Source organism: Rheinheimera maricola (assembly GCF_016918075.2).
Classification (GTDB): domain Bacteria; phylum Pseudomonadota; class Gammaproteobacteria; order Enterobacterales; family Alteromonadaceae; genus Alishewanella; species Alishewanella maricola_A.
On record NZ_JAERPS020000004.1, the window covers coordinates 40,972 to 61,303 of the forward strand.

General features: G+C 46.3%; 22 protein-coding genes. 17 read left to right on the forward strand and 5 right to left on the reverse strand.

Annotation, left to right across the window (positions count from 1 at the left end; translation table 11 throughout):
- Positions 1-254 precede the first annotated feature (254 nt).
- From I4W93_RS11490 to murA, 7 genes are read left to right on the forward strand one after another with little or no spacing between them, the layout of a single operon-like run.
- Positions 255-1,046 carry an ATP-binding cassette domain-containing protein gene (locus tag I4W93_RS11490; protein ID WP_439653225.1) on the forward strand — a complete coding sequence of 264 codons (792 nt, stop codon included), beginning with the start codon at positions 255-257 and terminating at the stop codon, positions 1,044-1,046.
- Positions 1,043-1,825 (forward strand): lipid asymmetry maintenance ABC transporter permease subunit MlaE, encoded by a 783-nt coding sequence (mlaE, locus tag I4W93_RS11495; RefSeq protein WP_205311642.1) that lies wholly within the window; start codon positions 1,043-1,045, stop codon positions 1,823-1,825. The genes I4W93_RS11490 and mlaE overlap by 4 nt, the downstream gene beginning before the upstream one ends.
- Position 1,826: 1 nt before the next feature.
- A complete protein-coding gene (mlaD, locus tag I4W93_RS11500) occupies positions 1,827-2,291 on the forward strand; it encodes an outer membrane lipid asymmetry maintenance protein MlaD (protein WP_205311641.1) in 465 nt (154 codons plus the stop codon).
- Positions 2,292-2,293: 2 nt separating this feature from the next.
- On the forward strand, positions 2,294-2,956 hold the full coding sequence (locus tag I4W93_RS11505; RefSeq protein ID WP_205311640.1) for an MlaC/ttg2D family ABC transporter substrate-binding protein: 663 nt from the start codon (positions 2,294-2,296) through the stop codon (positions 2,954-2,956).
- Complete coding sequence (locus I4W93_RS11510; RefSeq protein ID WP_205311639.1) at positions 2,953-3,252, forward strand: STAS domain-containing protein; 300 nt, start codon at positions 2,953-2,955, stop codon at positions 3,250-3,252. Before I4W93_RS11505 ends, I4W93_RS11510 begins: the two co-directional genes overlap by 4 nt.
- A gap of 3 nt (positions 3,253-3,255) precedes the next feature.
- Positions 3,256-3,513 (forward strand): BolA family protein, encoded by a 258-nt coding sequence (locus tag I4W93_RS11515; protein WP_205311638.1) that lies wholly within the window; start codon positions 3,256-3,258, stop codon positions 3,511-3,513.
- A 6-nt stretch (positions 3,514-3,519) separates the two neighbouring features.
- A complete protein-coding gene (murA, locus tag I4W93_RS11520; RefSeq protein ID WP_205311637.1) occupies positions 3,520-4,779 on the forward strand; it encodes a UDP-N-acetylglucosamine 1-carboxyvinyltransferase in 1,260 nt (419 codons plus the stop codon).
- 11 nt (positions 4,780-4,790) lie between these two features.
- On the opposite strand, the gene I4W93_RS11525 is transcribed toward murA, so the two are convergent.
- The 3 genes from I4W93_RS11525 to I4W93_RS11535 all read right to left on the reverse strand — a co-directional run bounded on the left by I4W93_RS11525 (position 4,791) and on the right by I4W93_RS11535 (position 7,857).
- Entirely contained in the window at positions 4,791-5,873 is a 1,083-nt protein-coding gene (locus tag I4W93_RS11525; protein ID WP_224673399.1) for a trypsin-like peptidase domain-containing protein, read from the reverse strand.
- 93 nt (positions 5,874-5,966) lie between these two features.
- The gene (locus tag I4W93_RS11530; protein WP_205311635.1) at positions 5,967-7,319 is read right to left on the reverse strand and encodes a Do family serine endopeptidase; all 1,353 of its coding nucleotides are present in this window, start codon (positions 7,317-7,319) and stop codon (positions 5,967-5,969) included.
- Positions 7,320-7,407: 88 nt separating this feature from the next.
- Positions 7,408-7,857 (reverse strand): Z-ring associated ZapG family protein, encoded by a 450-nt coding sequence (locus I4W93_RS11535; protein ID WP_205311634.1) that lies wholly within the window; start codon positions 7,855-7,857, stop codon positions 7,408-7,410.
- Between the two features lie 125 nt (positions 7,858-7,982).
- Here I4W93_RS11535 and zapE point away from each other — a divergent pair, with 125 nt between their 5' ends.
- From zapE to I4W93_RS11575, 8 genes are all read left to right on the forward strand, one after another.
- A complete protein-coding gene (zapE, locus tag I4W93_RS11540) occupies positions 7,983-9,074 on the forward strand; it encodes a cell division protein ZapE (protein WP_205311633.1) in 1,092 nt (363 codons plus the stop codon).
- Between the two features lie 203 nt (positions 9,075-9,277).
- Positions 9,278-9,706: a 50S ribosomal protein L13 gene (rplM, locus tag I4W93_RS11545; protein WP_205311632.1), complete on the forward strand. Its 429-nt coding sequence runs from the start codon at positions 9,278-9,280 to the stop codon at positions 9,704-9,706.
- Between the two features lie 12 nt (positions 9,707-9,718).
- Complete coding sequence (rpsI, locus tag I4W93_RS11550; RefSeq protein WP_068233894.1) at positions 9,719-10,111, forward strand: 30S ribosomal protein S9; 393 nt, start codon at positions 9,719-9,721, stop codon at positions 10,109-10,111.
- A 257-nt stretch (positions 10,112-10,368) separates the two neighbouring features.
- Positions 10,369-10,959 carry a ubiquinol-cytochrome c reductase iron-sulfur subunit gene (petA, locus tag I4W93_RS11555; RefSeq protein ID WP_205311631.1) on the forward strand — a complete coding sequence of 197 codons (591 nt, stop codon included), beginning with the start codon at positions 10,369-10,371 and terminating at the stop codon, positions 10,957-10,959.
- A complete protein-coding gene (locus tag I4W93_RS11560; protein WP_205311630.1) occupies positions 10,959-12,233 on the forward strand; it encodes a cytochrome b in 1,275 nt (424 codons plus the stop codon). The genes petA and I4W93_RS11560 overlap by 1 nt, the downstream gene beginning before the upstream one ends.
- A complete protein-coding gene (locus I4W93_RS11565) occupies positions 12,233-12,970 on the forward strand; it encodes a cytochrome c1 (protein WP_205311629.1) in 738 nt (245 codons plus the stop codon). Before I4W93_RS11560 ends, I4W93_RS11565 begins: the two co-directional genes overlap by 1 nt.
- A gap of 75 nt (positions 12,971-13,045) precedes the next feature.
- The gene (sspA, locus tag I4W93_RS11570) at positions 13,046-13,684 is read left to right on the forward strand and encodes a stringent starvation protein SspA (RefSeq protein ID WP_205311628.1); all 639 of its coding nucleotides are present in this window, start codon (positions 13,046-13,048) and stop codon (positions 13,682-13,684) included.
- Between the two features lie 5 nt (positions 13,685-13,689).
- Positions 13,690-14,103: a ClpXP protease specificity-enhancing factor gene (locus tag I4W93_RS11575; RefSeq protein WP_205311693.1), complete on the forward strand. Its 414-nt coding sequence runs from the start codon at positions 13,690-13,692 to the stop codon at positions 14,101-14,103.
- A 5-nt stretch (positions 14,104-14,108) separates the two neighbouring features.
- Here the strand turns inward: I4W93_RS11575 and ilvY are convergent, their stop codons facing one another.
- A complete protein-coding gene (ilvY, locus tag I4W93_RS11580; RefSeq protein WP_205311627.1) occupies positions 14,109-15,005 on the reverse strand; it encodes an HTH-type transcriptional activator IlvY in 897 nt (298 codons plus the stop codon).
- Between the two features lie 162 nt (positions 15,006-15,167).
- Between ilvY and ilvC the strand changes: the two genes are divergently transcribed.
- Positions 15,168-16,646 (forward strand): ketol-acid reductoisomerase, encoded by a 1,479-nt coding sequence (ilvC, locus tag I4W93_RS11585; RefSeq protein ID WP_205311626.1) that lies wholly within the window; start codon positions 15,168-15,170, stop codon positions 16,644-16,646.
- Between the two features lie 157 nt (positions 16,647-16,803).
- Positions 16,804-17,235 (forward strand): methylglyoxal synthase, encoded by a 432-nt coding sequence (locus tag I4W93_RS11590; RefSeq protein ID WP_205311625.1) that lies wholly within the window; start codon positions 16,804-16,806, stop codon positions 17,233-17,235.
- Here I4W93_RS11590 and prsT read toward each other — a convergent pair whose 3' ends face one another.
- Positions 17,236-20,055 carry an XrtA/PEP-CTERM system TPR-repeat protein PrsT gene (prsT, locus tag I4W93_RS11595; protein WP_205311624.1) on the reverse strand — a complete coding sequence of 940 codons (2,820 nt, stop codon included), beginning with the start codon at positions 20,053-20,055 and terminating at the stop codon, positions 17,236-17,238.
- Between the last annotated feature and the right edge of the window lie 277 nt (positions 20,056-20,332).

Genomic DNA, 20,332 nt, shown 5'->3' on the forward strand with positions numbered 1-20,332 from the left:
CTGTATCAAGCGATGTGTCGGATATTTTCCAGTTTATTGACCAGAATTGCAAAAAAAGCTGCTAATGGCACAACAGATCTATTTTTAGCACAGTTTGTTACGATTTTTTGTAACGACTTTAGAGCTTAACATGTTTACAATAATACAACTTGTTTCAGTTGATAATTGTAAACATACAGGAATGTATGTATATTGCAAGCCAGCTTTTGCTGGCTGGTAACGCCGGGTGGAGATTAGGTATTTTGACTGACACTATAATTGATATTCAACACCTGACGTTTAAACGTGGTGAGCGCACGATTTATCGTGACCTTAATATGCAGTTTGCCCGGGGCAAAGTCACCGCTATTATGGGGCCAAGTGGAATTGGTAAAACAACATTGTTGCGCTTAATTGGCGGGCAATTAAAGCCCGACAGCGGCAAAATTTTGTTTGATGGCCAGAACATTCCAACCTTGAGCAGAGCGCAATTATATCAGGCGCGAAAAAAAATGAGCATGCTGTTCCAAAGTGGTGCTCTGTTTAGTGAAATGTCGGTGTTTGATAACGTCGCTTTTCCAATTCGTGAACATACACGTTTATCTGAAGACTTGATCAGATTGGTAGTGCTGATGAAGCTGGAGGCTGTTGGCTTGCGTGGTGCCAGAGATTTGATGCCTGCAGAGCTGTCTGGTGGAATGGCACGCAGGGCGGCACTTGCCCGTGCTATTGCTCTGGACCCCGAACTTATAATGTATGACGAACCATTTGCCGGCCAGGATCCCATCTCTATGGGGGTAATAGTTCGGTTAATAAAGTCGTTGAATAATGCGCTTGGTTTGACATCCGTAGTGGTATCACATGACGTAACTGAAGTGATGAGTATTGCAGACTATGTTTATATAGTGGCAGAGCAATCAGTAATAGGGCACGGCACGCCTGAACAATTGCGTAAAGACCCATCGGGGTTAGTACAGCAATTTCTGCTGGGCGAAGCAGATGGTGCGGTACCTTTTCATTTCAAAGCTGCGCCTTACGAGCAGGAACTTATGGAGTTAAACCGGTGATTGCCGAAAAGTTACAGCAGTTGGGTGCAGCAACAATTAATAGTATTACTGGCTTTGGCCGAGCCGGAATTATGTTATTCGGCGCAGTCGTTGGCGTCCCTAATCTGCGTAAGGGGCTGCCATTACTGATTAAACAGTTGTACGTAATTGGCGTGTTGTCACTGTTGATTATTTTGGTATCAGGCTTGTTTATCGGCATGGTGCTGGCATTGCAGGGTTATACCGTGCTAGTGAAGTTTGGTGCTGAGCAGATGTTAGGGCCCTTGGTCGCACTAAGTTTGTTAAGAGAATTAGGCCCGGTTGTTGCGGCCTTGCTATTTGCTGGTAGGGCAGGCAGTGCACTGACAGCGGAAATTGGCCTGATGAAAGCAACAGAGCAATTGTCCAGTATGGAAATGATGGCGGTTGACCCGCTGCGGCGTATCATCGCACCGCGGTTTTGGGCGGGCGTAATCAGTTTACCGTTGCTGGCCATGATTTTTACCGCTGTGGGTATTCTTGGTGGCCATTTGGTAGGTGTTGACTGGCTAGGTGTCGATGGCGGCGGATATTGGTCAGCGATGCAAGCCAATGTTGACTTGTATGAAGATGTTATTAACGGCGTGATAAAAAGCATGGTGTTCGCGCTTATTGTGACTTGGATTGCCTTACATAAAGGCTATGACGCGGTGCCAACCTCAGAAGGGATTAGCCGCGCAACAACCCAAACTGTGGTCACCGCGTCTTTGGCTGTGCTGGGGTTTGACTTTATATTAACTGCATTAATGTTTGGTGGATAACATGACCACGCGGAAAATTGAAATTTTAGTCGGCGGCTTTATTGTGTTGGCGGTAGCAGCGTTTTTAATGCTGTCGCTCAAAGTGGCGAATAGCGGCATGGGTGGTAGTAGTGAAAGCTATCAACTGCATGCCAAGTTTGACAATATCGGCGGCCTGAAAGTGCGCTCTCCAGTAAAAGTCGGTGGCGTGGTCGTGGGCCGCGTATCCTCAATAGCACTAGATACAACCTATTACACGCCGGTGGTAACATTGGATATTAACAGCGATTACAGTAATTTCCCCGAAACTAGCAGTTTAGCAATACTGACGTCCGGTTTGCTGGGGGAGCAATATTTAGGTTTACAGCCAGGCTTTGTTGATGAGACGGTTGAAATCCTGGCAAATGGTGACTACATCGAAGACACCAAGTCGGCATTGGTTCTGGAAGAGCTGATTGGCCAATTCTTATTCAATCGTGGGAACTAACAATGAAAATATATGCATTTGTCCTAGCAGTAGTGTTCGCCGCTTTTGCGTGGTCGGTTAATGCTGCCGCTACTGCAGCTGAGACGACGAGCTACAGTGACCCTTATAAAATGATGGAGGTGTTGGCCGATAACACTTTTAGCCGTATTGCCCGAGATCAGGGAAAAATAGCGGCTAATCCAGAAGTATTGCGCGATATCGTTAACGAAGAACTAGTCCCCTATATTGATAGCCGTTATGCCGCGTTGCGGGTGATTGGTAACAGTGCTGATTTGCGTAACACGCCAAAAGAAGATTTGCTGGCGTTTGTTGATGCTTTTCAAGGTTATATGATAGCTACCTATGCTGGCGTATTTACACAATACCGCGACCAGAAAGTGATGATAGAACCGTCACCAATGGCTATTGCCGAGCAAAAAATTATCACGGTAAAGACGCGTGTAATTGACCCGGGTAAGCCCGATATTAATATTGATTTCAAGTTACGCCGCGGTCGCGATACTGAAAACTGGCTGGTGTTTGATATGGTGGCTGAGGGTATCTCGCTGCTTGACAGCAAAAGGGCTGAACTTAGCAATCTGATCCGGCAACAAGGCTTAAACAGTGTTACCTTATTACTGGAAGAAAAAGCTAAAGCGCCAATAACACGGGCGGAAGAAAAGTGACACTGCGGATTGTTAAACAAGACGGCAGTTTGCATTTTACCGGTACACTTAACCGTGATACGTTAATGCAGTATTCACCATTTACCCTGTTAAATGACGCCAGTGGCACCCTACGGTTCGACTTGTCTGGCTTAAGCGCCATTGACACGGCTGGACTGGCTTGGGTGATCAAACAATTGGCAGTGGCACAACAAAAGGGTGTTACAGTAAAACTGTGTAATGTGCCGCAGCAACTGTTATCATTGGCCGATGTTAGTGCTGTCAGGCCTTTGTTGCCTGTGATGGATGAAGGTTAAAAATTGGAAATAAAACAAATTGAACAGTTGCTGACCGAGCAATTGCAGTTAGCTGAAGTTAAAGTGACAGCGGAAGGGTCGCATTATGCGGTTCTTGCTGTAGGCGATTGCTTTGACGCCGTAAGTCGGGTGAAACAGCAACAAATGGTATATGCGCCGTTAATGGCCGCAATTGCCGATGGCTCAATCCATGCCGTTAGCATTAAGACCTTTACCCCACAGCAGTGGCGTAGAGAAAAACTTCTTAACTCTCCGATGTAATCAAATATGCAGCAATTTCTAGTTACAGGTGGCCAGGTTTTGGCCGGCGACGTGCTCATCTCCGGCGCAAAAAATGCCGCTTTACCCATCCTTTTTGCCAGCTTACTGTCAGAAAAACCAACAACCATCAGCAATGTGCCTAAGTTAAAGGATATCGAAACGTCCGTTAAACTATTGCAATTATTTGGAGCTGAGGTCAGTTTTGCGGACAATGTGGTGCAAGTTGATGCCGGCAAGGTATCAAATCAGTTTGCGCCATACGAGTTGGTTAAAACAATGCGTGCGTCGATTCTTGCTCTTGGGCCATTATTAAGCCGGTTCGGCCAGGCTGAAGTATCACTACCTGGTGGTTGCGCTATCGGTGCGCGACCGGTCAATTTGCATATTGATGGTTTGCGTAAAATGGGCGCCAATATTGTAGTTGAGAACGGCTACATTAAAGCCACCGCGGGTCGGTTAAAAGGTGCGCACATTATCATGGATATGATCAGCGTCACCGGTACCGAGAACCTGATGATGGCTGCGGTTTTGGCAGATGGTACGACAATTATTGATAATGCAGCGCGTGAGCCAGAGGTGGTTGATTTGGCTGTCTACCTAAATACGATGGGAGCCAAAATAACCGGCGCAGGCACCGACTCTATCGTTATTGAAGGTGTTAAAGCGTTGCACGGTGGTGCACATAAAGTGCTGCCAGATCGCATAGAGACGGGTACTTTTTTAGTAGCCGCCGTGGTAAGTGGTGGTGATGTAACCTGCCGTAATGCTGATCCTGCTGAGTTAGAGGTAGTGTTAAATAAATTGCGCGAAGCAGGGGCCGATATCACTGTTGGTGTCGACTGGGTTCGTGCAGATATGCGTGGACGCAGCCTGAAAGCCGTAAATGTTAAAACAGTTCCGCACCCCGGTTTTCCCACCGATATGCAAGCTCAGTTTACGGTACTTAATGTGGTTGCTGAAGGCGTTGGTATGGTAACAGAGACTATTTTTGAAAACCGGTTTATGCACGTGCCAGAGTTACAGCGCATGGGAGCGAAAATCAGTCTTGAAGGTAATACAGCTGTTTGCCAGCATACGGAAAAATTGATGGCTGCTCAGGTGATGGCAACAGATTTACGCGCCTCAGCCAGCTTAGTTATTGCCGGCCTGGTGGCTCATGGCACTACAGTTGTCGACCGCATTTATCATATTGATCGTGGCTATGAGCATATTGAAGATAAGCTCAAAGGCTTAGGAGCCAATATTCAACGAGTTAACGCGGCATAAGCCGCGTTTTTTTATCGTTGAAATTCTTTCGTTACTGCCGTTAGTTTCATGCGCTGATTGTTGCGATCAATAGTAAGTGATACTTCAGTGTTGGGTGTTGTTTCTGCAATCATATTCAGCGCTTGTTGCACGCTATCAAAGCGTCTGTTGTCAATTTCTAGTATGATATCACCCACTTGTATCCCTGCTTCCGCTGCTGGTCCGCCGGCATTTACGGCTGTAATACTAAAACCGTATAGAGTTTGACCAGAAGAAATAAGCCGATCGCCTGCAGCATTCACCACAGCGTCGCCAGCAACTCCCAGATGGCTGCGTGTAACACGACCATGCTTAATCAGTTTTTGCATTACGTTTAAAGCTAGCCGATAGGGGATAGCGAAGAAAATTCCCTGAATATCCTGATTTTCCATTTGAAATGCTGCTGCATTGATGCCGACCAGGGTGCCATTGCTATTGACCAGTGCACCTCCCGAGTTACCGCGGTTTATCGCAGCATCCATGCGCATAAAGTCGATATAACCCCGAGAGCTCAAGCCGGTATTGCCGTTGGCGCTGATAATGCCTTGCGTAATCGTTTGCCCCAGGTTTAGCGGATTACCAATAGCTAATACCAGATCGCCGACTTGTGGTTCTAACGCGGGATCTTGCGGTATGACCGGTAGATTTTCTGCTTGAACATACAATACCGCTAAATCAGTGAGTTCGTCCTGACCAATAAGTACGGCTTCCAACCAACGACCATCCTGCAGCGCAACTTCGATGTAATCCGCGCCGTACACCACATGATAATTCGTCAGAATATACCCTTGGGCGCTCATTAACACTCCGGAACCTAGCTCCTGACGTTCGATAGTTCTTGGGCGCAATGAACGTGGGTCTACCAAGGTACTGCGGGTATACACATTGACCACAGCAGGAGCTGCTTTTCGCACTGCCCGGGCATAACTGATGGGCTGATCTTGTTCTTTTTGCGCAGTGTCAGCGAACCATGGCACTGTGATTGAGTTGAATGAAGGCACCACTAAAATAAGCAAAAACGCTAAAGCCAGGCCATAGGCAATGCTTTTAAGCAGAAACAAGATAAATTTAGCCACGGGATCTACGTTAATTGCCGGGTAATAATAGCGCAAGCATAGCATTAATATGGTTTAAGCAGTAGCGAATAGCTACTGCTTAAACCTTTGCTATCAGCGGATTAACACATACAAATTAGTATTGCCGCGTTGAATGTTGATAGCGGCTACACCGCTGCGCTTTTCCAGTACGGTGCGCAATTCTGCCAGATTGGCGATGCGCTGGCGATTGACTCCAACGATCACATCATCTGGCAATAAGCCAATCTGGGCAGCTGCGGAGTTGCTGGCAACGGTTTCAATTTTCACACCACCGCCATCATTATTAGATAATTCAGCGCCGTCGAGCATAGGATGTATCTGATTTGCAGCCACCTGAGCACTGGATGATTGCCGCAGCGTTACCGTTACAGTACGCTCACTACCATCGCGCAGTATACCCAGTGTCGCTTCACGTCCGGCGCCAAGCGTAGCAACCTTGGCGCGCAGCTCAATGAAGGAGCTAATTTTATTGCCATTCATGCTGACAATCACATCACCCGATTTTAAGCCTGCAGCGGCAGCCGCACTATCTGGCAGTACCTCGTTGACAAAAGCACCTCGGCTGACTTTCAGGTTCATCGCTTCGGTGAGCTCAGAGTTTACATCCTGGCCTCTGATCCCCAGGCTGCCACGGCGGATCTCGCCATGTTCGACAATTTGATCGACCAGGTTCTTCATCATGTTGGCCGGAATGGCGAAGCCTATGCCGATATTGCCGCCGTTAGGCCCCAAAATAGCAGTGTTAATACCAATAAGTTCACCGCGCAAGTTAACCAGTGCGCCACCAGAATTGCCGCTGTTAATTGCGGCGTCGGTTTGAATAAAATCCTCCAAACCTTCAATACCCAGGCCACCACGGCCCAGCGCACTGATAATGCCTGAGGTGACGGTTTGTTCAAGCCCAAAGGGGTTGCCGATGGCAATAGCAAAATCACCAACCCGAATTTTGTCGGAATTGGCTAGTGGAATTTGTACCAGATTTTTTGCTTCTATTTGCAGCAATGCAATATCGCTTTCCGGATCGGCGCCAAGCTTTTTGGCTTTAAATGTGCGGCCGTCTTTTAGCCGCACTTCAATATCGTTGGCATCCTGAATTACGTGGTTATTAGTAACGATATAACCTTTGCTTGCGTCAATTACTACTCCCGATCCAAGTCCCTTGAATGGGCGTTCTTCACGGTATTCATTTGGTCCGCGTTGGCCGAAGAAATAACGGAAAGCCTCCGGCAGTCGCTGACGCACCTCACGGCTACCCTCAACAGAAATGTGCACAACGGCTGGGGTGGCCTGTTCCAGCATGGGTGCTAGCGTTGGCATTTCTTGCTGATTGGAGAAAAACGGTATCCGGGCCTCGGCCGGTGCAGCAGCTGTCAACATCAAACTGGCAGCGACTGCAGCGCCAACTAATGACAATTTCTTATTCATAGCGTGATAGTCTCCTCTTTAAAATATGCGACTAAGAACATGTCGTAATAAAAAAAGTTCAGCTATTACTCTGAGTTTATGTAACAAATTATTCCGTTGTTTTAGCGATATGCTGTTCTTTGATAAGGCCGCTTGACTGACCAGAGTAATCTTTCGGCTGTTGCTCGGCAGTAGAATAGACCCGGCGCTTTTCATCAATCTGATTTAACGATTGTCTGATATAAGCTGCAGTATCACCTGACAGGTAGTTCAGGTCTTGTTTTGTCGACTCGGTAGGTCGTTCTACCAGCTGCATTTTTGAATCAGCAATATGCCGGGCAATACGGGAGTAGTTGTCTTGCAGTTGGCTCATTAATTGATTAGTGGTTTCCAGATGACTGGAAACATCCTGACGATATTTTGCCAGTTGTTGCTGGCTTTCTTCCAGTTCTAGCTGGAGCTTGTGCTGATTAAACTGTCTTAATGTCAGGGCGCGCGCAAGTACAGCGCCAATGACTAAACCGGCACCAAGCCATGCGGCAGCATACATATATTCCATAACAACTCCTACGGGGGTAAATTAAGCGATAAGTGTAACCTAAGTTCTTATGTAAGGTGGTAAGGCATGTTACAATTGTGTCTCATATTTAAGGCCAGCTGCTGGCGCTTTCAAGTATTATTCCAATGACACCAGTGCAAAAATATCAACAGGACTTAGCGCGTACTGATTTTCAGTATGATGCTGCTCAAGAATTTGCTGTTGCTCAGCTACAGCGGTTATATGACGACTTGGTATCAACCAAATCAGTTAACGTCAGCTGGTGGCGTAAGTTCATTGGCAGGCCGGTTTTAAGCCAGCCGGTTATGGGTTTGTACTTTTGGGGTGGGGTTGGACGGGGAAAAACCTATTTGGTGGACACCTTTTACGAGTGCTTACCGACAACACGTAAAATGCGCATTCACTTCCACCGCTTTATGCATCGTGTGCATGAAGAGTTAAAGCAGCTTAAGGGTGTTAGCGATCCCTTGGACAAAGTGGCCGACAAATTTAAGCGGGAAGTTGATATTCTGTGCTTTGACGAGTTCTTTGTCTCAGACATTACCGATGCAATGATCCTGGGCACGCTGATGCACGCTCTGTTTGCTCGTGGCATAACTTTAGTGGCAACCTCCAACATTGAGCCAGATGGCTTGTATCGTAATGGGTTGCAACGAGCCCGCTTTTTACCGGCAATTGCGCTGATAAAGCAACACACCCAGATTATAAATGTCGACAGCGGTATTGATTACCGCCTGCGCACTTTGGAAAAAGCGGAAATCTATCACGCACCGTTAGACACGGCCGCTGAAATTAATCTGCTGCAATATTTTAATGCGTTGTCAACTGAGCCTCGCCAGCAAGACATTCATATAGAGGTTGCCAATCGTAAGTTGCACGCGCGATATGAGGCTGATGGTGTGGTGTGGTTTGGCTTTAAAGAACTATGTGAAACAGCGCGCAGTCAATATGACTACATGGAGTTAAGTCGATGTTATCACACAGTATTGCTGTCTGGGGTGAAAGCTATGGGGCGGCAGAATGACGATGTTGCACGGCGTTTTATTGCCTTGGTTGATGAATTTTATGACCGGAGTGTAAAGCTAATTATTTCTGCTGAAACCCAGCTGGAACAGTTGTATAGCGATGGTATTCTTAGTTTTGAGTTTAAACGCTGTATTAGCCGGCTGCAGGAAATGCAATCTCATGATTATTTGGCTAAAGCCCACTTACCTTAAAAATTTTCTACTTAAGTAAGAAAAATCGCTTAAGAATGCTGATTTTTGCAATTGGTTAATATATAATCCGCGCCCGGCCTACGTTACAGCCTAATACTGCCGTTAGCCCGGTGGTTTTTGTACTCGAAGGGGTACGCTAACGACACAAGCTGCATCAGCCCTGCGCTGTGTCAGGTGTAACTAAGTTATTTTTGGATAGATAAATGAAAACTTTTACTGCTAAGCCAGAAAGCGTAACTCGCGACTGGTATGTTGTTGATGCGACTGGTAAAACGCTGGGACGTATTGCAACAGAAATCGCTGCCCGTTTACGTGGCAAGCATAAGCCAGAATATACTCCACACGTTGATACCGGTGATTACATCATCGTGGTAAACGCGGAAAAAGTGGCAGTTACTGGCAACAAAGCACAGAACAAAATGTATTATTCTCACACTGGCTTCCCTGGCGGCATTAAGGAAATCAGCTTTGAGAAATTGATCGCGAAGAAACCAGAAATGGTTCTGGAACTTGCTATTAAAGGCATGTTACCAAAAGGTCCACTGGGCCGCGCTATGTTCCGTAAGTTGAAAGTTTACGCCGGCGCCGAGCATCAGCATGCTGCTCAGCAACCGCAAGTATTAGATATTTAATCGGAGCATAACATGGCACAGAATCAATATTACGGAACTGGTCGTCGTAAAAGCTCAACGGCCCGCGTTTTCATCAAAGCCGGTTCAGGTAACATCGTTGTTAATCAGCGTGCGTTAACTGAATACTTCGGTCGTGAAACAGCTTGTATGATTGTTAAGCAACCATTAGAGCTGGTTGGTATGGTTGAGAAATTCGACCTGTACATCACTGTTAAAGGTGGTGGTATCAGCGGCCAGGCCGGTGCTATCCGTCACGGTATTACCCGTGCACTGATGGAGTTTGACGAGTCACTGCGTCCAGCGCTGCGTAAAGCAGGCTTTGTAACACGCGATGCACGTCAGGTTGAACGTAAGAAAGTGGGTCTGCGTAAAGCACGTAAACGTCCACAGTACTCAAAACGTTAATCGTTTTATCAAGTACATCAAACCCGGCACCTGTTGCCGGGTTTTTTTTGCCTGTATTTTCCGCGCTTGGTGCTAGCAATCTGGCTAGGCAAACGAAGCGTATAACACAAAGTACTAAGATAATACTGATCCAGCCTGCCTTAATCCTTGTGTAAAGCAGGGCTTTTCATTATGATCGACGTTATTTTTTAATTTATAATAATTGCTGAAATTCAGCCGCTTAAATTCTGTTTAAGCGTTAACGTGGAGAAGAGTGGATGAGCAATGCGCCTGTAGATCATGGTCGCCGCCGCTTCCTTACCATTGCAACCTCAGTTGTAGGGGGCGTGGGAGCTATCGGTGCTGCTGTGCCTTTTGTCGCGTCCTGGATGCCGAGTGAAAAGGCAAAACAGGCTGGGGCAGCGGTCAGTGCGGATATCAGCAAGCTTGAACCCGGGCAGTTAATCCGGGTAGAGTGGCGGGGTAAGCCGGTTTGGATAGTGAAACGGCCACAGGCCATGCTAGACGAGCTGGCAACACACGAAGATAAACTGCGTGACCCCGCGTCTGAAGTAGAACAACAACCCGCATATGCACAAAATCGTCACCGCTCTAAGAAGCCGGAAATTTTCGTAGCAGTAGGTATTTGTACTCACTTGGGTTGCTCGCCTACTTATATTGCCAATGATTTTGCTGCACAAGTAGAAGGAGTCTCATCTGGCTTCTTCTGCCCATGTCATGGTTCCAAGTTTGATATGGCCGGCCGGGTATTTCAAAGCGTGCCTGCGCCGTCAAACTTGCAGGTCCCTCCTTATATGTTTATCGACGACAATACCATTGTGATTGGTGAAGATGAGGGGACTGTCTAATGTTTAAGAATTTAATGAGCTGGATTGAATACCGCTTACCCTTTATGGAGAAAATGAATCTCCATGTGGTGCAGTATCCGGCGCCAAAAAACTTTAACTTTTGGTATTTTTTTGGCTCGCTAGCCATGTTGGTATTGGTTAACCAAATCCTAACGGGTATCTGGTTAACGATGAACTATGAACCGTCTGCTGAAGGTGCTTTTGCTTCTGTAGAATATATCATGCGCGATGTCGACTACGGTTGGCTGTTGCGCTACATGCATTCTACCGGTGCGTCTGCTTTCTTTGTCGTGGTTTACTTACATATGCTGCGCGGCATGATGTATGGCTCTTACCAGAAACCACGTGAGCTATTGTGGATTTTCGGTATGCTAATTTTCCTGGTGCTGATGGCTGAAGCCTTTATGGGTTACCTGTTACCTTGGGGCCAGATGTCATTCTGGGGCGCTCAGGTAATTATCTCTATCTTCGGTGTTATTCCGGGTATAGGTGAAGATTTAACACTGTGGATACGCGGTGATTATGTTATCTCCGGTGCGACCTTAAACCGGTTCTTTGCACTGCACGTAATTGCACTGCCACTAGTGCTGGTTATTTTAGTGTTTCTGCACATTATGGCGTTGCACGAAGTGGGTTCAAACAACCCTGATGGCATCGACATTAAGAAAGATAATGATGGCAGTGTTGAGTTAACTGAAGCAGATAAAAAGTTTACGTTTCATCAATACTTCACTCGCGGTGGTAAGAAAGTGATTGTTGATGCAATCCCGTTTCATCCTTACTACACGGTAAAAGACTTAGTTGGCGTCGCTGGCTTCCTGCTGATTTTTGCCTGGGTCATTTTCTTTCTGCCAGAAGGTGGTGGTTACTTCCTCGAGCCGCCAAACTTTGAAGCAGCTAACCCACTGAAAACACCTGACCATATTGCGCCTGTTTGGTACTTCACGCCATTCTATGCCATTTTACGTGCAGTACCTGATCAACTATTTGGTGCAGTTTTTATGTTTCTGGCTATTGTTGCGTTGGCACTGCTGCCATGGATTGACCGCGGTTCTGTGCGTTCTGTCCGTTATCGCAGTGGTTTGCACACGGCCAACCTGATTAACTTCTGTGTAAGTTTTGTGGCGTTGGGTGTGTTGGGTGTGTTGCCAGCTGAGGGTATCTATACCTTATTGGCGCAAATCTTCTCGTTCACATATTTTGGCTTCTTTATTTTGTTGTGGTTCTACAGCAAGAATGAAAAAACAAAACCATTACCAGTAAGGTTAACCTGATGATGAAGAACTTATTTTCAGTAGTTGCATTGGTTGCATCGTCATGGGCGATGGCAGCAGGCTCAACTATACCGCTGGATAAAGCACCCATTGATCTGACAGACAATGCGTCATTACAACAAGGTGCTAAGTTGTTTCAGAACTACTGCCTTGGTTGTCACCAAATGCAGTACCAGCGCTATTCTCGTACCTTTCGCGACTTAGCTATTCCAGAAGATATCGGCATGGAAAACCTGATGTTTACTGGCGAGAAAGTTGGCGACCATATCACCAACACTATGGCTGCCAAAGATGGCGAAAAGTGGTTTGGGGCTACACCTCCGGACTTAACTAACGTTGCGCGGGTTCGCGGCCCTGATTGGCTGTATACCTATTTGCGCAGCTTCTATGCCGATCCGGCTCGTCCGTTTGGTGTGAACAACGATGTGTTTCCGATGGTAGGTATGCCTCATGTTCTACAAGAATTGCAGGGCAAGCCTTATAAGGCATATGAAACTCGTTTGGTAGATGGTGAGTCTAAACAGGTGTATGTCGGTATAAAAACCGATGGTACCGGTGAGCTGAGCACAGAAGAATATGATCGTGCAGTCGCAGATCTGGTAAACTACCTGGAATATGTTGGTGAGCCAACCAAACTGGAATCACGTGAGCTTGGTACCAAGGTTATGGTGTTCCTGCTAATTTTCTTTGTACTGGCTTATTTGCTGAAAAAAGAATATTGGAAAGATGTACATTAACTAGTTATTTCAACTAGATATGTTTACAGGGGCCTTTGCGCCCCTTTGCCGTTTTTTATTTTACCGGAGGAAGACATGGCGATCACTGCCAATAAACGCCCTGTGATGACATTGTTCTCAGCAGCTGATGACATGTTCAGCCATCAGGTACGTATTGTACTGGCTGAAAAAGGCGTAACTGTCGATATTCTTCAGGTCGCACAAGATAATTTGCCGGAGGATCTGTACGAGGTAAACCCGTATGGTAGCCTGCCAACTTTGCTTGATCGTGAACTGGCGTTGTATCAAGCCAATATTATTATGGAATATTTGGACGAGCGCTTTCCTCATCCACCACTGATGCCGGTATATCCGGTAGCACGTGGTCAGGCTCGTTTGATGATGTATCGCATCGAAAAAGATTGGTACCGACTGGCGACAGCTATATTAAATGGCGATGATAATGCAGCAACAGCTCGGCAGGAATTGAAAGAGGGCTTGCTGTCTATCGCACCGTTGTTTAACGAAGCGCCATTTTTTATGAGCGAAGAATTTGGTCTGGTCGATTGTTATATGGCAGCTTTACTGTGGCGCTTACCTTTGCTTGGTATTGAATTGTTAGGTGCTGGCAGTAAAGAGCTGAAAAACTATATGACGCGTATTTTTGAACGTGATGCATTTCAAGCTTCATTAAGCGATGTGGAGCGTGAGATCCGCAGAGGAATGAAGTTCTGATGAAGATGACGGCAAATCGCCCGTATTTATTGCGAGCGTTTTACGAATGGATTGTAGATAACAACTGCACGCCTTACTTGGTGGTGGATGCCAGTTTTGCTGCAGTTAAGGTACCGACCCAGTTTGTACAAAATGGTCAGATTGTGCTTAATACTGCACCTTCTGCTGTCGGTAATCTGCAACTAGGAAACGATGCTGTCACTTTCAATGCGCGATTTGGCGGCAAGCCTTTTTCATTGCATATCCCGGTAGGCGCTGTATTAGCTATTTACGCGCGTGAAAATGGCGCCGGCACGGTGTTTACCCTGGAAGAGGAAGAAGACGAAGCTGAAATCTTCAGCGATAGTCTCGAAGATGATACACCAGAGCCAGAACCGTCAAAGCCTAAAAAAGCATCACATTTAAAGATCGTAAAATAACACCGTTAACGATTGATATCTGGTTTTGCCGTTGCAACTTGCCAGAATGCTTGAATAAGCGGCTCATGTAGCCGCTTGTTTAGCATACAAATACCAAGATCAAATGGCTCAAAACGATAATCCAGCTCTATTATCCGCACCCGATCTTTCACTGGGCTATTTACCACCACCGCATCAGCCACCAGTGCGACTCCTGTTCCCAGTGCTACCATCGATACCATGGCTTCATGACCATCTACTTTAGCCACAACATATGGCGAGATCGCCATTTCTGCCAGCCAACGGTCAAAACGGCTACGGGCCGGGCCGTGCTCGGGCATTATTAGAGGTACTTTGTGCCAAGGTAATGGCACCTGCTGCAGTATATCGTTAACTTTACAGGGAATGGTCGGCGCTATCAGCATCACTGGCAGGCTGGCAATACTGCGAAACGCCAGATTTGCTGGCAGCTGAGCGGGGTGAGCCGCCAAGGCGATATCAGCTTCGCCTAATCTGACTTTTTCTATGGCTGAAGCCGCATCTCCTGTGCTCAGCTTTATGTCAGCTTTGGGACACATAAGACGAAAGCGGTCTAAAATTGCTGGCAAATGGCTATAGCTGGCTGTAACAGTACAGAACAGCCTGATCTCGCCAGTTAGCTCGGCACTGGCTAGCTGCAGATCAACTTGCAATTGATGCCACTCATCCAACCAGTTGCGGACAAAGCGAGCGAAGCGCTGCCCTGCGGTGGTTAGCTTTACCGAACGCTTATCGCGAAAGAATAGCTCGGTGCCTAGCTCAAGTTCCAGCCGCTGGATGACACGAGTTAGCGTTGGCGGACTGACGTACATTTGTTCGCTGGTCTTACTAAAATTTAAGCTACTTGCCAAATGTTGAAACAGCTGCGCACTGCGAATATCCATAGTCTATCCAATATTGTTTCATATAGTGAAATACAGACTTCTAAATATATCACTTCACGCAATTAAAAACAGTCGCTACTATTAGCGCATTAAAGCAGGCAACTAACCCTGCTTATGCTCACCAATAGGTTAGAGCGGTTAAAACGAATTTAGAGAAGTATCATGAAAAATTATTTTAATACGCTGAATTTACGTCAGCAGTTGGCGCAGTTAGCTCAGTGTCGTTTTATGGACAGATCTGAGTTCACCGACGGATGTGAGCTGCTTAAAGGTTGGAACATCGTTATTGTTGGTTGTGGAGCTCAGGGCTTAAACCAGGGCCTGAACATGCGTGACTCAGGATTGAATATCAGTTATGCCTTGCGAGCGGAAGCAATTGCCGAAAAGCGCGCTTCATTCGTAAAGGCCAGCAGTAACGGTTTTACGGTTGGTACTTATGAAGAGTTGATCCCGTCGGCAGATTTAGTTCTGAATCTTACACCGGATAAGCAACATAGCAGCGTAGTTGACGCAGTTATGCCGTTAATGAAGCAAGGTGCTACTTTAGGTTATTCGCACGGATTTAATATTGTTGAAGAAGGTAAACAAATTCGACCGGATATCACTGTCGTTATGGTGGCGCCAAAATGCCCCGGTACAGAAGTGCGGGAAGAATATAAAAGAGGATTTGGGGTGCCGACGTTGATTGCGGTTCACCCGGAAAATGATCCCAAAGGACAAGGCTTAGACATTGCCAAAGCGTATGCTTCGGCAACGGGGGGAGATAGGGCGGGTGTGCTGCAGTCGTCTTTTGTGGCAGAAGTTAAATCTGACCTGATGGGTGAGCAAACTATCCTGTGCGGTATGTTACAAACGGGTGCTATTTTGGCATTCGACAAAATGGTTGCTGATGGTATAGAGGCTGGTTATGCCGCCAAGTTAATACAGTATGGTTGGGAAACGGTTACCGAAGCGTTAAAGCATGGTGGTATTACCAACATGATGGATCGTTTAAGCAACCCAGCGAAGATTAAAGCGTTTGATTTGGCACAGCAGTTAAAACAAACCTTGCGGCCTTTGTTTGAAAAGCATATGGACGATATTATCAGCGGCGAGTTTTCCCGTACCATGATGGCCGACTGGGCGAACGATGACAAGAACCTGCTTACGTGGCGTGAGCAAACGCGCTGCAGTGGCTTTGAACAGGCGCCGGTATCGGGAGAGAAAATATCAGAGCAGGACTATTTCGATCGTGGTTTGTTGTTAGTCGCTATGGTGAAGGCAGGTGTAGAGCTGGCATTCGAAACCATGGTAGATGCTGGCATAGTGGCAGAATCGGCTTACTATGAGTCGTTGCACGAAACACCTTTGATCGCTAATACGATAGCGCGCAAACGTTTATATGAAATGAACGTGGTGATTTCAGATACCGCGGAATACGGCAACTACTTATTTTCCCACGCTGCAGTGCCGCTATTGAAAGATATGATTAACGGATTATCGAGTGAATACTTAGGCAAGGGCTGTAGCGGTAGTGCTGGTGTAGATAATTTAGAATTAATCGCAGTTAACGATGCTATACGCCAGCATCCGGTCGAAACAGTGGGTAAAAAATTACGCGGTTATATGACAGCAATGAAGCGAATTGCATCAGAGCAGTAACCCAAAGAATTATGTGGTTATAGGTGCACTACCGGCCAAAAGCAGTAGTGTTCCTGACCAATAACGATGTTATACGTGGACCTTGGTTGTTTTGCCCTGCTATGCAGGGCTTTTTTTTTGGGTTAATCTGGCATGGGTCAATTGGGAGTTCAGCACAATGAAGACAATTGCTTTGGTCGCACACGATGGCAAGAAGAAGGCGCTACTTAGTTGGGTAAGTGCACACAAAGCCTTTTTTGCCGATAAGCAGCTGGTCGCAACGGGTACGACTGGAAAACTGGTGTCTGATGCTCTGCAGCAAGATGTAATGTGTTTGGCTAGCGGCCCACTAGGTGGAGATCAGCAAATTGGCGCATTGATCGCAGAACAAAAAATTGATTGGTTGGTGTTTTTTTGGGACCCATTATCATCGCAGCCACACGATCCAGATGTGAAGGCGTTAATTCGCTTAGCGGTGGTTTGGAATATACCCGTTGCTTGTAATCAGGCAACCGCAGATTTTATTATCCACTCCAGTTTATATCAACAAAATTATCAGCGGGACGTGCCAGACTTTTCCTTGCATACGACACGTTTTGACCGCACCTAATCAGATAGCTGCTTTACTGAGTTCAGCAAGCAGTTGTTCTGCTGCTACACGCTCTGGAAACTCAGCAAAATTGGCCAATAACTGCCCTAACATGGTGTTAGCTTCTGCCGGACGCTGTAATTTGACCAAGGTGTAGGCAATATGAAACTGAATTGACGGATTGGTCGCATTTAGTGCGTTCGCCTGGCGCAAAGTGGCTACCGCTTGTTGATATTGGCCTTTTTTTGCAAGCACCCAACCGTAGGTGTCTAAAGTAAAGGCTTGTTTGGGTGCAAGCTGCAGCGCTTTCTCGGCATGTTCTAAAGCCACATCTATATCACTAGCTAGATGCAGGTTTGCCAAATTGTTGTATACAGCTGCATCGTTGGTGTATTGGTTGGCGTCAAGTAACAATTGATACTGTTCAATAGCTTCTGTAGGCTTGGCAGCGTTGACATAGTGTTCAGCGAGCAGCCTTCTTAGCCAGTGATTGTCTGCAGTTTGTTTTAGTGCTTGTAGTGCTAGCGTATCAAACGCATGGCCATCTTTCCCCGCTTTAGCAATCTGATAGAGTTTGACCCAGGCTAAGCGGAACTGCGGATCTTGCTTTAATGCTTGTTGGTACAAAGCTAGTGCGCTGGATTCATTTTGCTCTGCCAGCGCAAGATCCCCGCGTAGCATCGTAACATTGGCGTTCTTGGGGTAACTTACTGCCATTTTTTTAAGTAAAACATCTGCAGCGTTGATATCGGCTGTAATCAAGTAGTGGTTTGCCAGTTCCAGTTGTAACAATAGAGTAGAGGGGGCTAGTGTTATTGCTTCTTGCAGTGACAGACCAGATGCGGGTAAGTCATTAATTTCACGTTGCATTAGTGCTAGTTTTAACAATTTTTCTGGGTCTGTGTCGACCAAATCTGATAATAAAGGCAGGACGTTATTAACTTTTTCTGGCTGGTTTAACAGTAAAAGTAGCCGGGCCTTTTTCCATAGTAGTATTTCATCCATAAAAGCACTTTTTAATCCTTGCTCAACTAAGGCAAGAGCCGGTTCGTAACGCTGTGTGGTAAAATACAGGTCAAACAGCAATTCGGTAGCTGGCGCATAGGAACCTGATGCAAGGGTATTCTGCAGTACCACTTCAGCATCATTATATTGCTCTGCTCTGAAGTAGGCCAAAGCTAATAAGGTTGCAGTAGCTTTATGTTGTTTATGTCGACTGGCCAATGGCTTTAATAGCGAAATTGCCTGAGCATAATTTTGTCGGTCAATTTCCAACCGAGCAAGATTAAACTGGGCGGCAATATGATCGGGTTGTTGTTTCAGGACGTTTTGAACAACCGCGTAGGCCTGTTCAGCTTTGCCACTTTTTATCAGAGTCGCTGCTTTGAAATTGAGATAGCCTGTATTGTTGGGCTCGGCGGCCAATAGCTGGTCAGCAAGCTGAAGGGCCTGTGTATAGTTGTTGTTGTCTAATGCCAGCAGGGCCTGATTAATTCGCAACAGCATGTTATCGCTATGCTGCAGCACCTCTTGCGCAATAACTGCGCGTGCCTTGTCAGCTTGATCCATTTGTTTTAATACTGCTGCATGAAGAATGGCAAAATCTACATTTGCCGGAAATTGTAGGCGTAAAGAGGTAATGAGTTGTTCTGCTTTGTAAGCGCGGTTTGAATTGATATATAACGTAACAAGTCGTTTGGCTAGCTCTGGTGCAGTGTTTAGTTGTTCCAGATGGCGTTCAGCTAACTGAATTGCCAGGGAGTTATCGCCTTGTCTAATGTATACATCGATAAGTATGGAAACGGCATTCAGATCGGCGGGCACCAGCTGATTATAAGAAACGAGATCACCGCGTGCTTTTTCATAATTTTGTGCAACATAGGAAAGTAAAGCCCTGGAAAAAAGTAGAGATGGCTGGCTTTCTATCTGTGCTTTGGATAACTGCCAAAGTTTGGCACTAAGCAATTCGGTGTGTTGTTCGCTTTGCTGATGGTTTTCTTTCAAAGATGATAACCAGGCAGCCAGCAGCAAGGCATATGGGTCGCCCGGACTTTGCAGCAAAATTTGTTGTAAAGTTTGCTCAGCTTGTTCCGTTTTATACTGACTGACATAGTTACGCAGTAGTGCGCGGCGCAGCACCGGATCTTGCGGGCTAAGCAGCACCGCTTTTTCAAAATAGTCTTGAGCTTTTAGCAGCTGTCCCTGTAACTGCAGCAATTCGCCTTGCAGCTGTAAAGATTGTGGATTGTCACTCTGAATTGACAACGCACGGTCAAGTAATAGCTCAGCATCTTTAAGCCGCTTTTCTTTGAGTAATAACGCTACTTGGCTATTTAGTAAGCGTATTGAATCTGGCTGCAGCGCGCTGGCGCTGATAAAATGAGCCCTGGCATTGTCGATATTATCCAAATTCAGGCTGGCGGCGGCTGCGAGCAGATGCCATTCAAAAAGGCTATTGTTTGACAGCTTGTACTGCTCGCCTAGCTTCAGTACTTGTTGATATTTTCCGGCAAATAAGTAGCTGTTTGCTAACTCTGTTAGCATTAGCTCGATATCGGCACCTTTATATAGTGCTTCTTCAAACTCTGTTGTTGCTTCTTCAAAATAGCCTTTTTCAAGCAGGACTTTACCCATTAACACTTTGGCGGGAATGTGGTCGGGTGTTTGTTGCAATACATTTTTAAGATGGATATAGGCGGCTTGCTGTTCTTGCCGTTGGAATGCTTGTAATGCTTGTTCGTAGTCGTGTTCGGCTGAGACCGAGGCTATGGCGGCGGGTGCCACATAAACACAGGCGAACCAAATTGCAGCAAAAAAGCCGTTATAAATTGGTTTTAACATCAGCAGAGCGTCTCATTGCAGTTAAGTAGATAATGTTTAGTATGTCTTTATTTAGCCAACAATCACTATAAGTTTTGCAAAAAAGAGACAAAGAAAGAAGCGGAAGCAATAAAAGAAGGTAGGCCGCAAACTGCGCGGCCACCTGAGGTCCTGTGTCGTCGTCCTGTCGATACTGTCCGTAGCATTTCATCCCTGGCTCCATCCCGGAGTGTCCAGCAAGCCTCCCGCTCGATCCTGCAATCCTTTTGCGCTATCTTCCTGACAACGCGCTCTCATC

What these genes read in the sequence shown, in the direction of transcription:
- mlaD (WP_205311641.1), top strand. Translation starts at nt 1,827, where the DNA reads ATGACCACGCGGAAAATTGAAATTTTAGTCGGCGGCTTTATTGTGTTG.
- I4W93_RS11505 (WP_205311640.1), top strand. Translation starts at nt 2,294, where the DNA reads ATGAAAATATATGCATTTGTCCTAGCAGTAGTGTTCGCCGCTTTTGCG.
- murA (WP_205311637.1), top strand. Translation starts at nt 3,520, where the DNA reads ATGCAGCAATTTCTAGTTACAGGTGGCCAGGTTTTGGCCGGCGACGTG.
- I4W93_RS11530 (WP_205311635.1), bottom strand. Translation starts at nt 7,319, where the DNA reads ATGAATAAGAAATTGTCATTAGTTGGCGCTGCAGTCGCTGCCAGTTTG.
- I4W93_RS11535 (WP_205311634.1), bottom strand. Translation starts at nt 7,857, where the DNA reads ATGGAATATATGTATGCTGCCGCATGGCTTGGTGCCGGTTTAGTCATT.
- zapE (WP_205311633.1), top strand. Translation starts at nt 7,983, where the DNA reads ATGACACCAGTGCAAAAATATCAACAGGACTTAGCGCGTACTGATTTT.
- rplM (WP_205311632.1), top strand. Translation starts at nt 9,278, where the DNA reads ATGAAAACTTTTACTGCTAAGCCAGAAAGCGTAACTCGCGACTGGTAT.
- rpsI (WP_068233894.1), top strand. Translation starts at nt 9,719, where the DNA reads ATGGCACAGAATCAATATTACGGAACTGGTCGTCGTAAAAGCTCAACG.
- petA (WP_205311631.1), top strand. Translation starts at nt 10,369, where the DNA reads ATGAGCAATGCGCCTGTAGATCATGGTCGCCGCCGCTTCCTTACCATT.
- I4W93_RS11560 (WP_205311630.1), top strand. Translation starts at nt 10,959, where the DNA reads ATGTTTAAGAATTTAATGAGCTGGATTGAATACCGCTTACCCTTTATG.
- I4W93_RS11565 (WP_205311629.1), top strand. Translation starts at nt 12,233, where the DNA reads ATGATGAAGAACTTATTTTCAGTAGTTGCATTGGTTGCATCGTCATGG.
- sspA (WP_205311628.1), top strand. Translation starts at nt 13,046, where the DNA reads ATGGCGATCACTGCCAATAAACGCCCTGTGATGACATTGTTCTCAGCA.
- I4W93_RS11575 (WP_205311693.1), top strand. Translation starts at nt 13,690, where the DNA reads ATGACGGCAAATCGCCCGTATTTATTGCGAGCGTTTTACGAATGGATT.
- ilvY (WP_205311627.1), bottom strand. Translation starts at nt 15,005, where the DNA reads ATGGATATTCGCAGTGCGCAGCTGTTTCAACATTTGGCAAGTAGCTTA.
- ilvC (WP_205311626.1), top strand. Translation starts at nt 15,168, where the DNA reads ATGAAAAATTATTTTAATACGCTGAATTTACGTCAGCAGTTGGCGCAG.
- I4W93_RS11590 (WP_205311625.1), top strand. Translation starts at nt 16,804, where the DNA reads ATGAAGACAATTGCTTTGGTCGCACACGATGGCAAGAAGAAGGCGCTA.
- prsT (WP_205311624.1), bottom strand. Translation starts at nt 20,055, where the DNA reads ATGTTAAAACCAATTTATAACGGCTTTTTTGCTGCAATTTGGTTCGCC.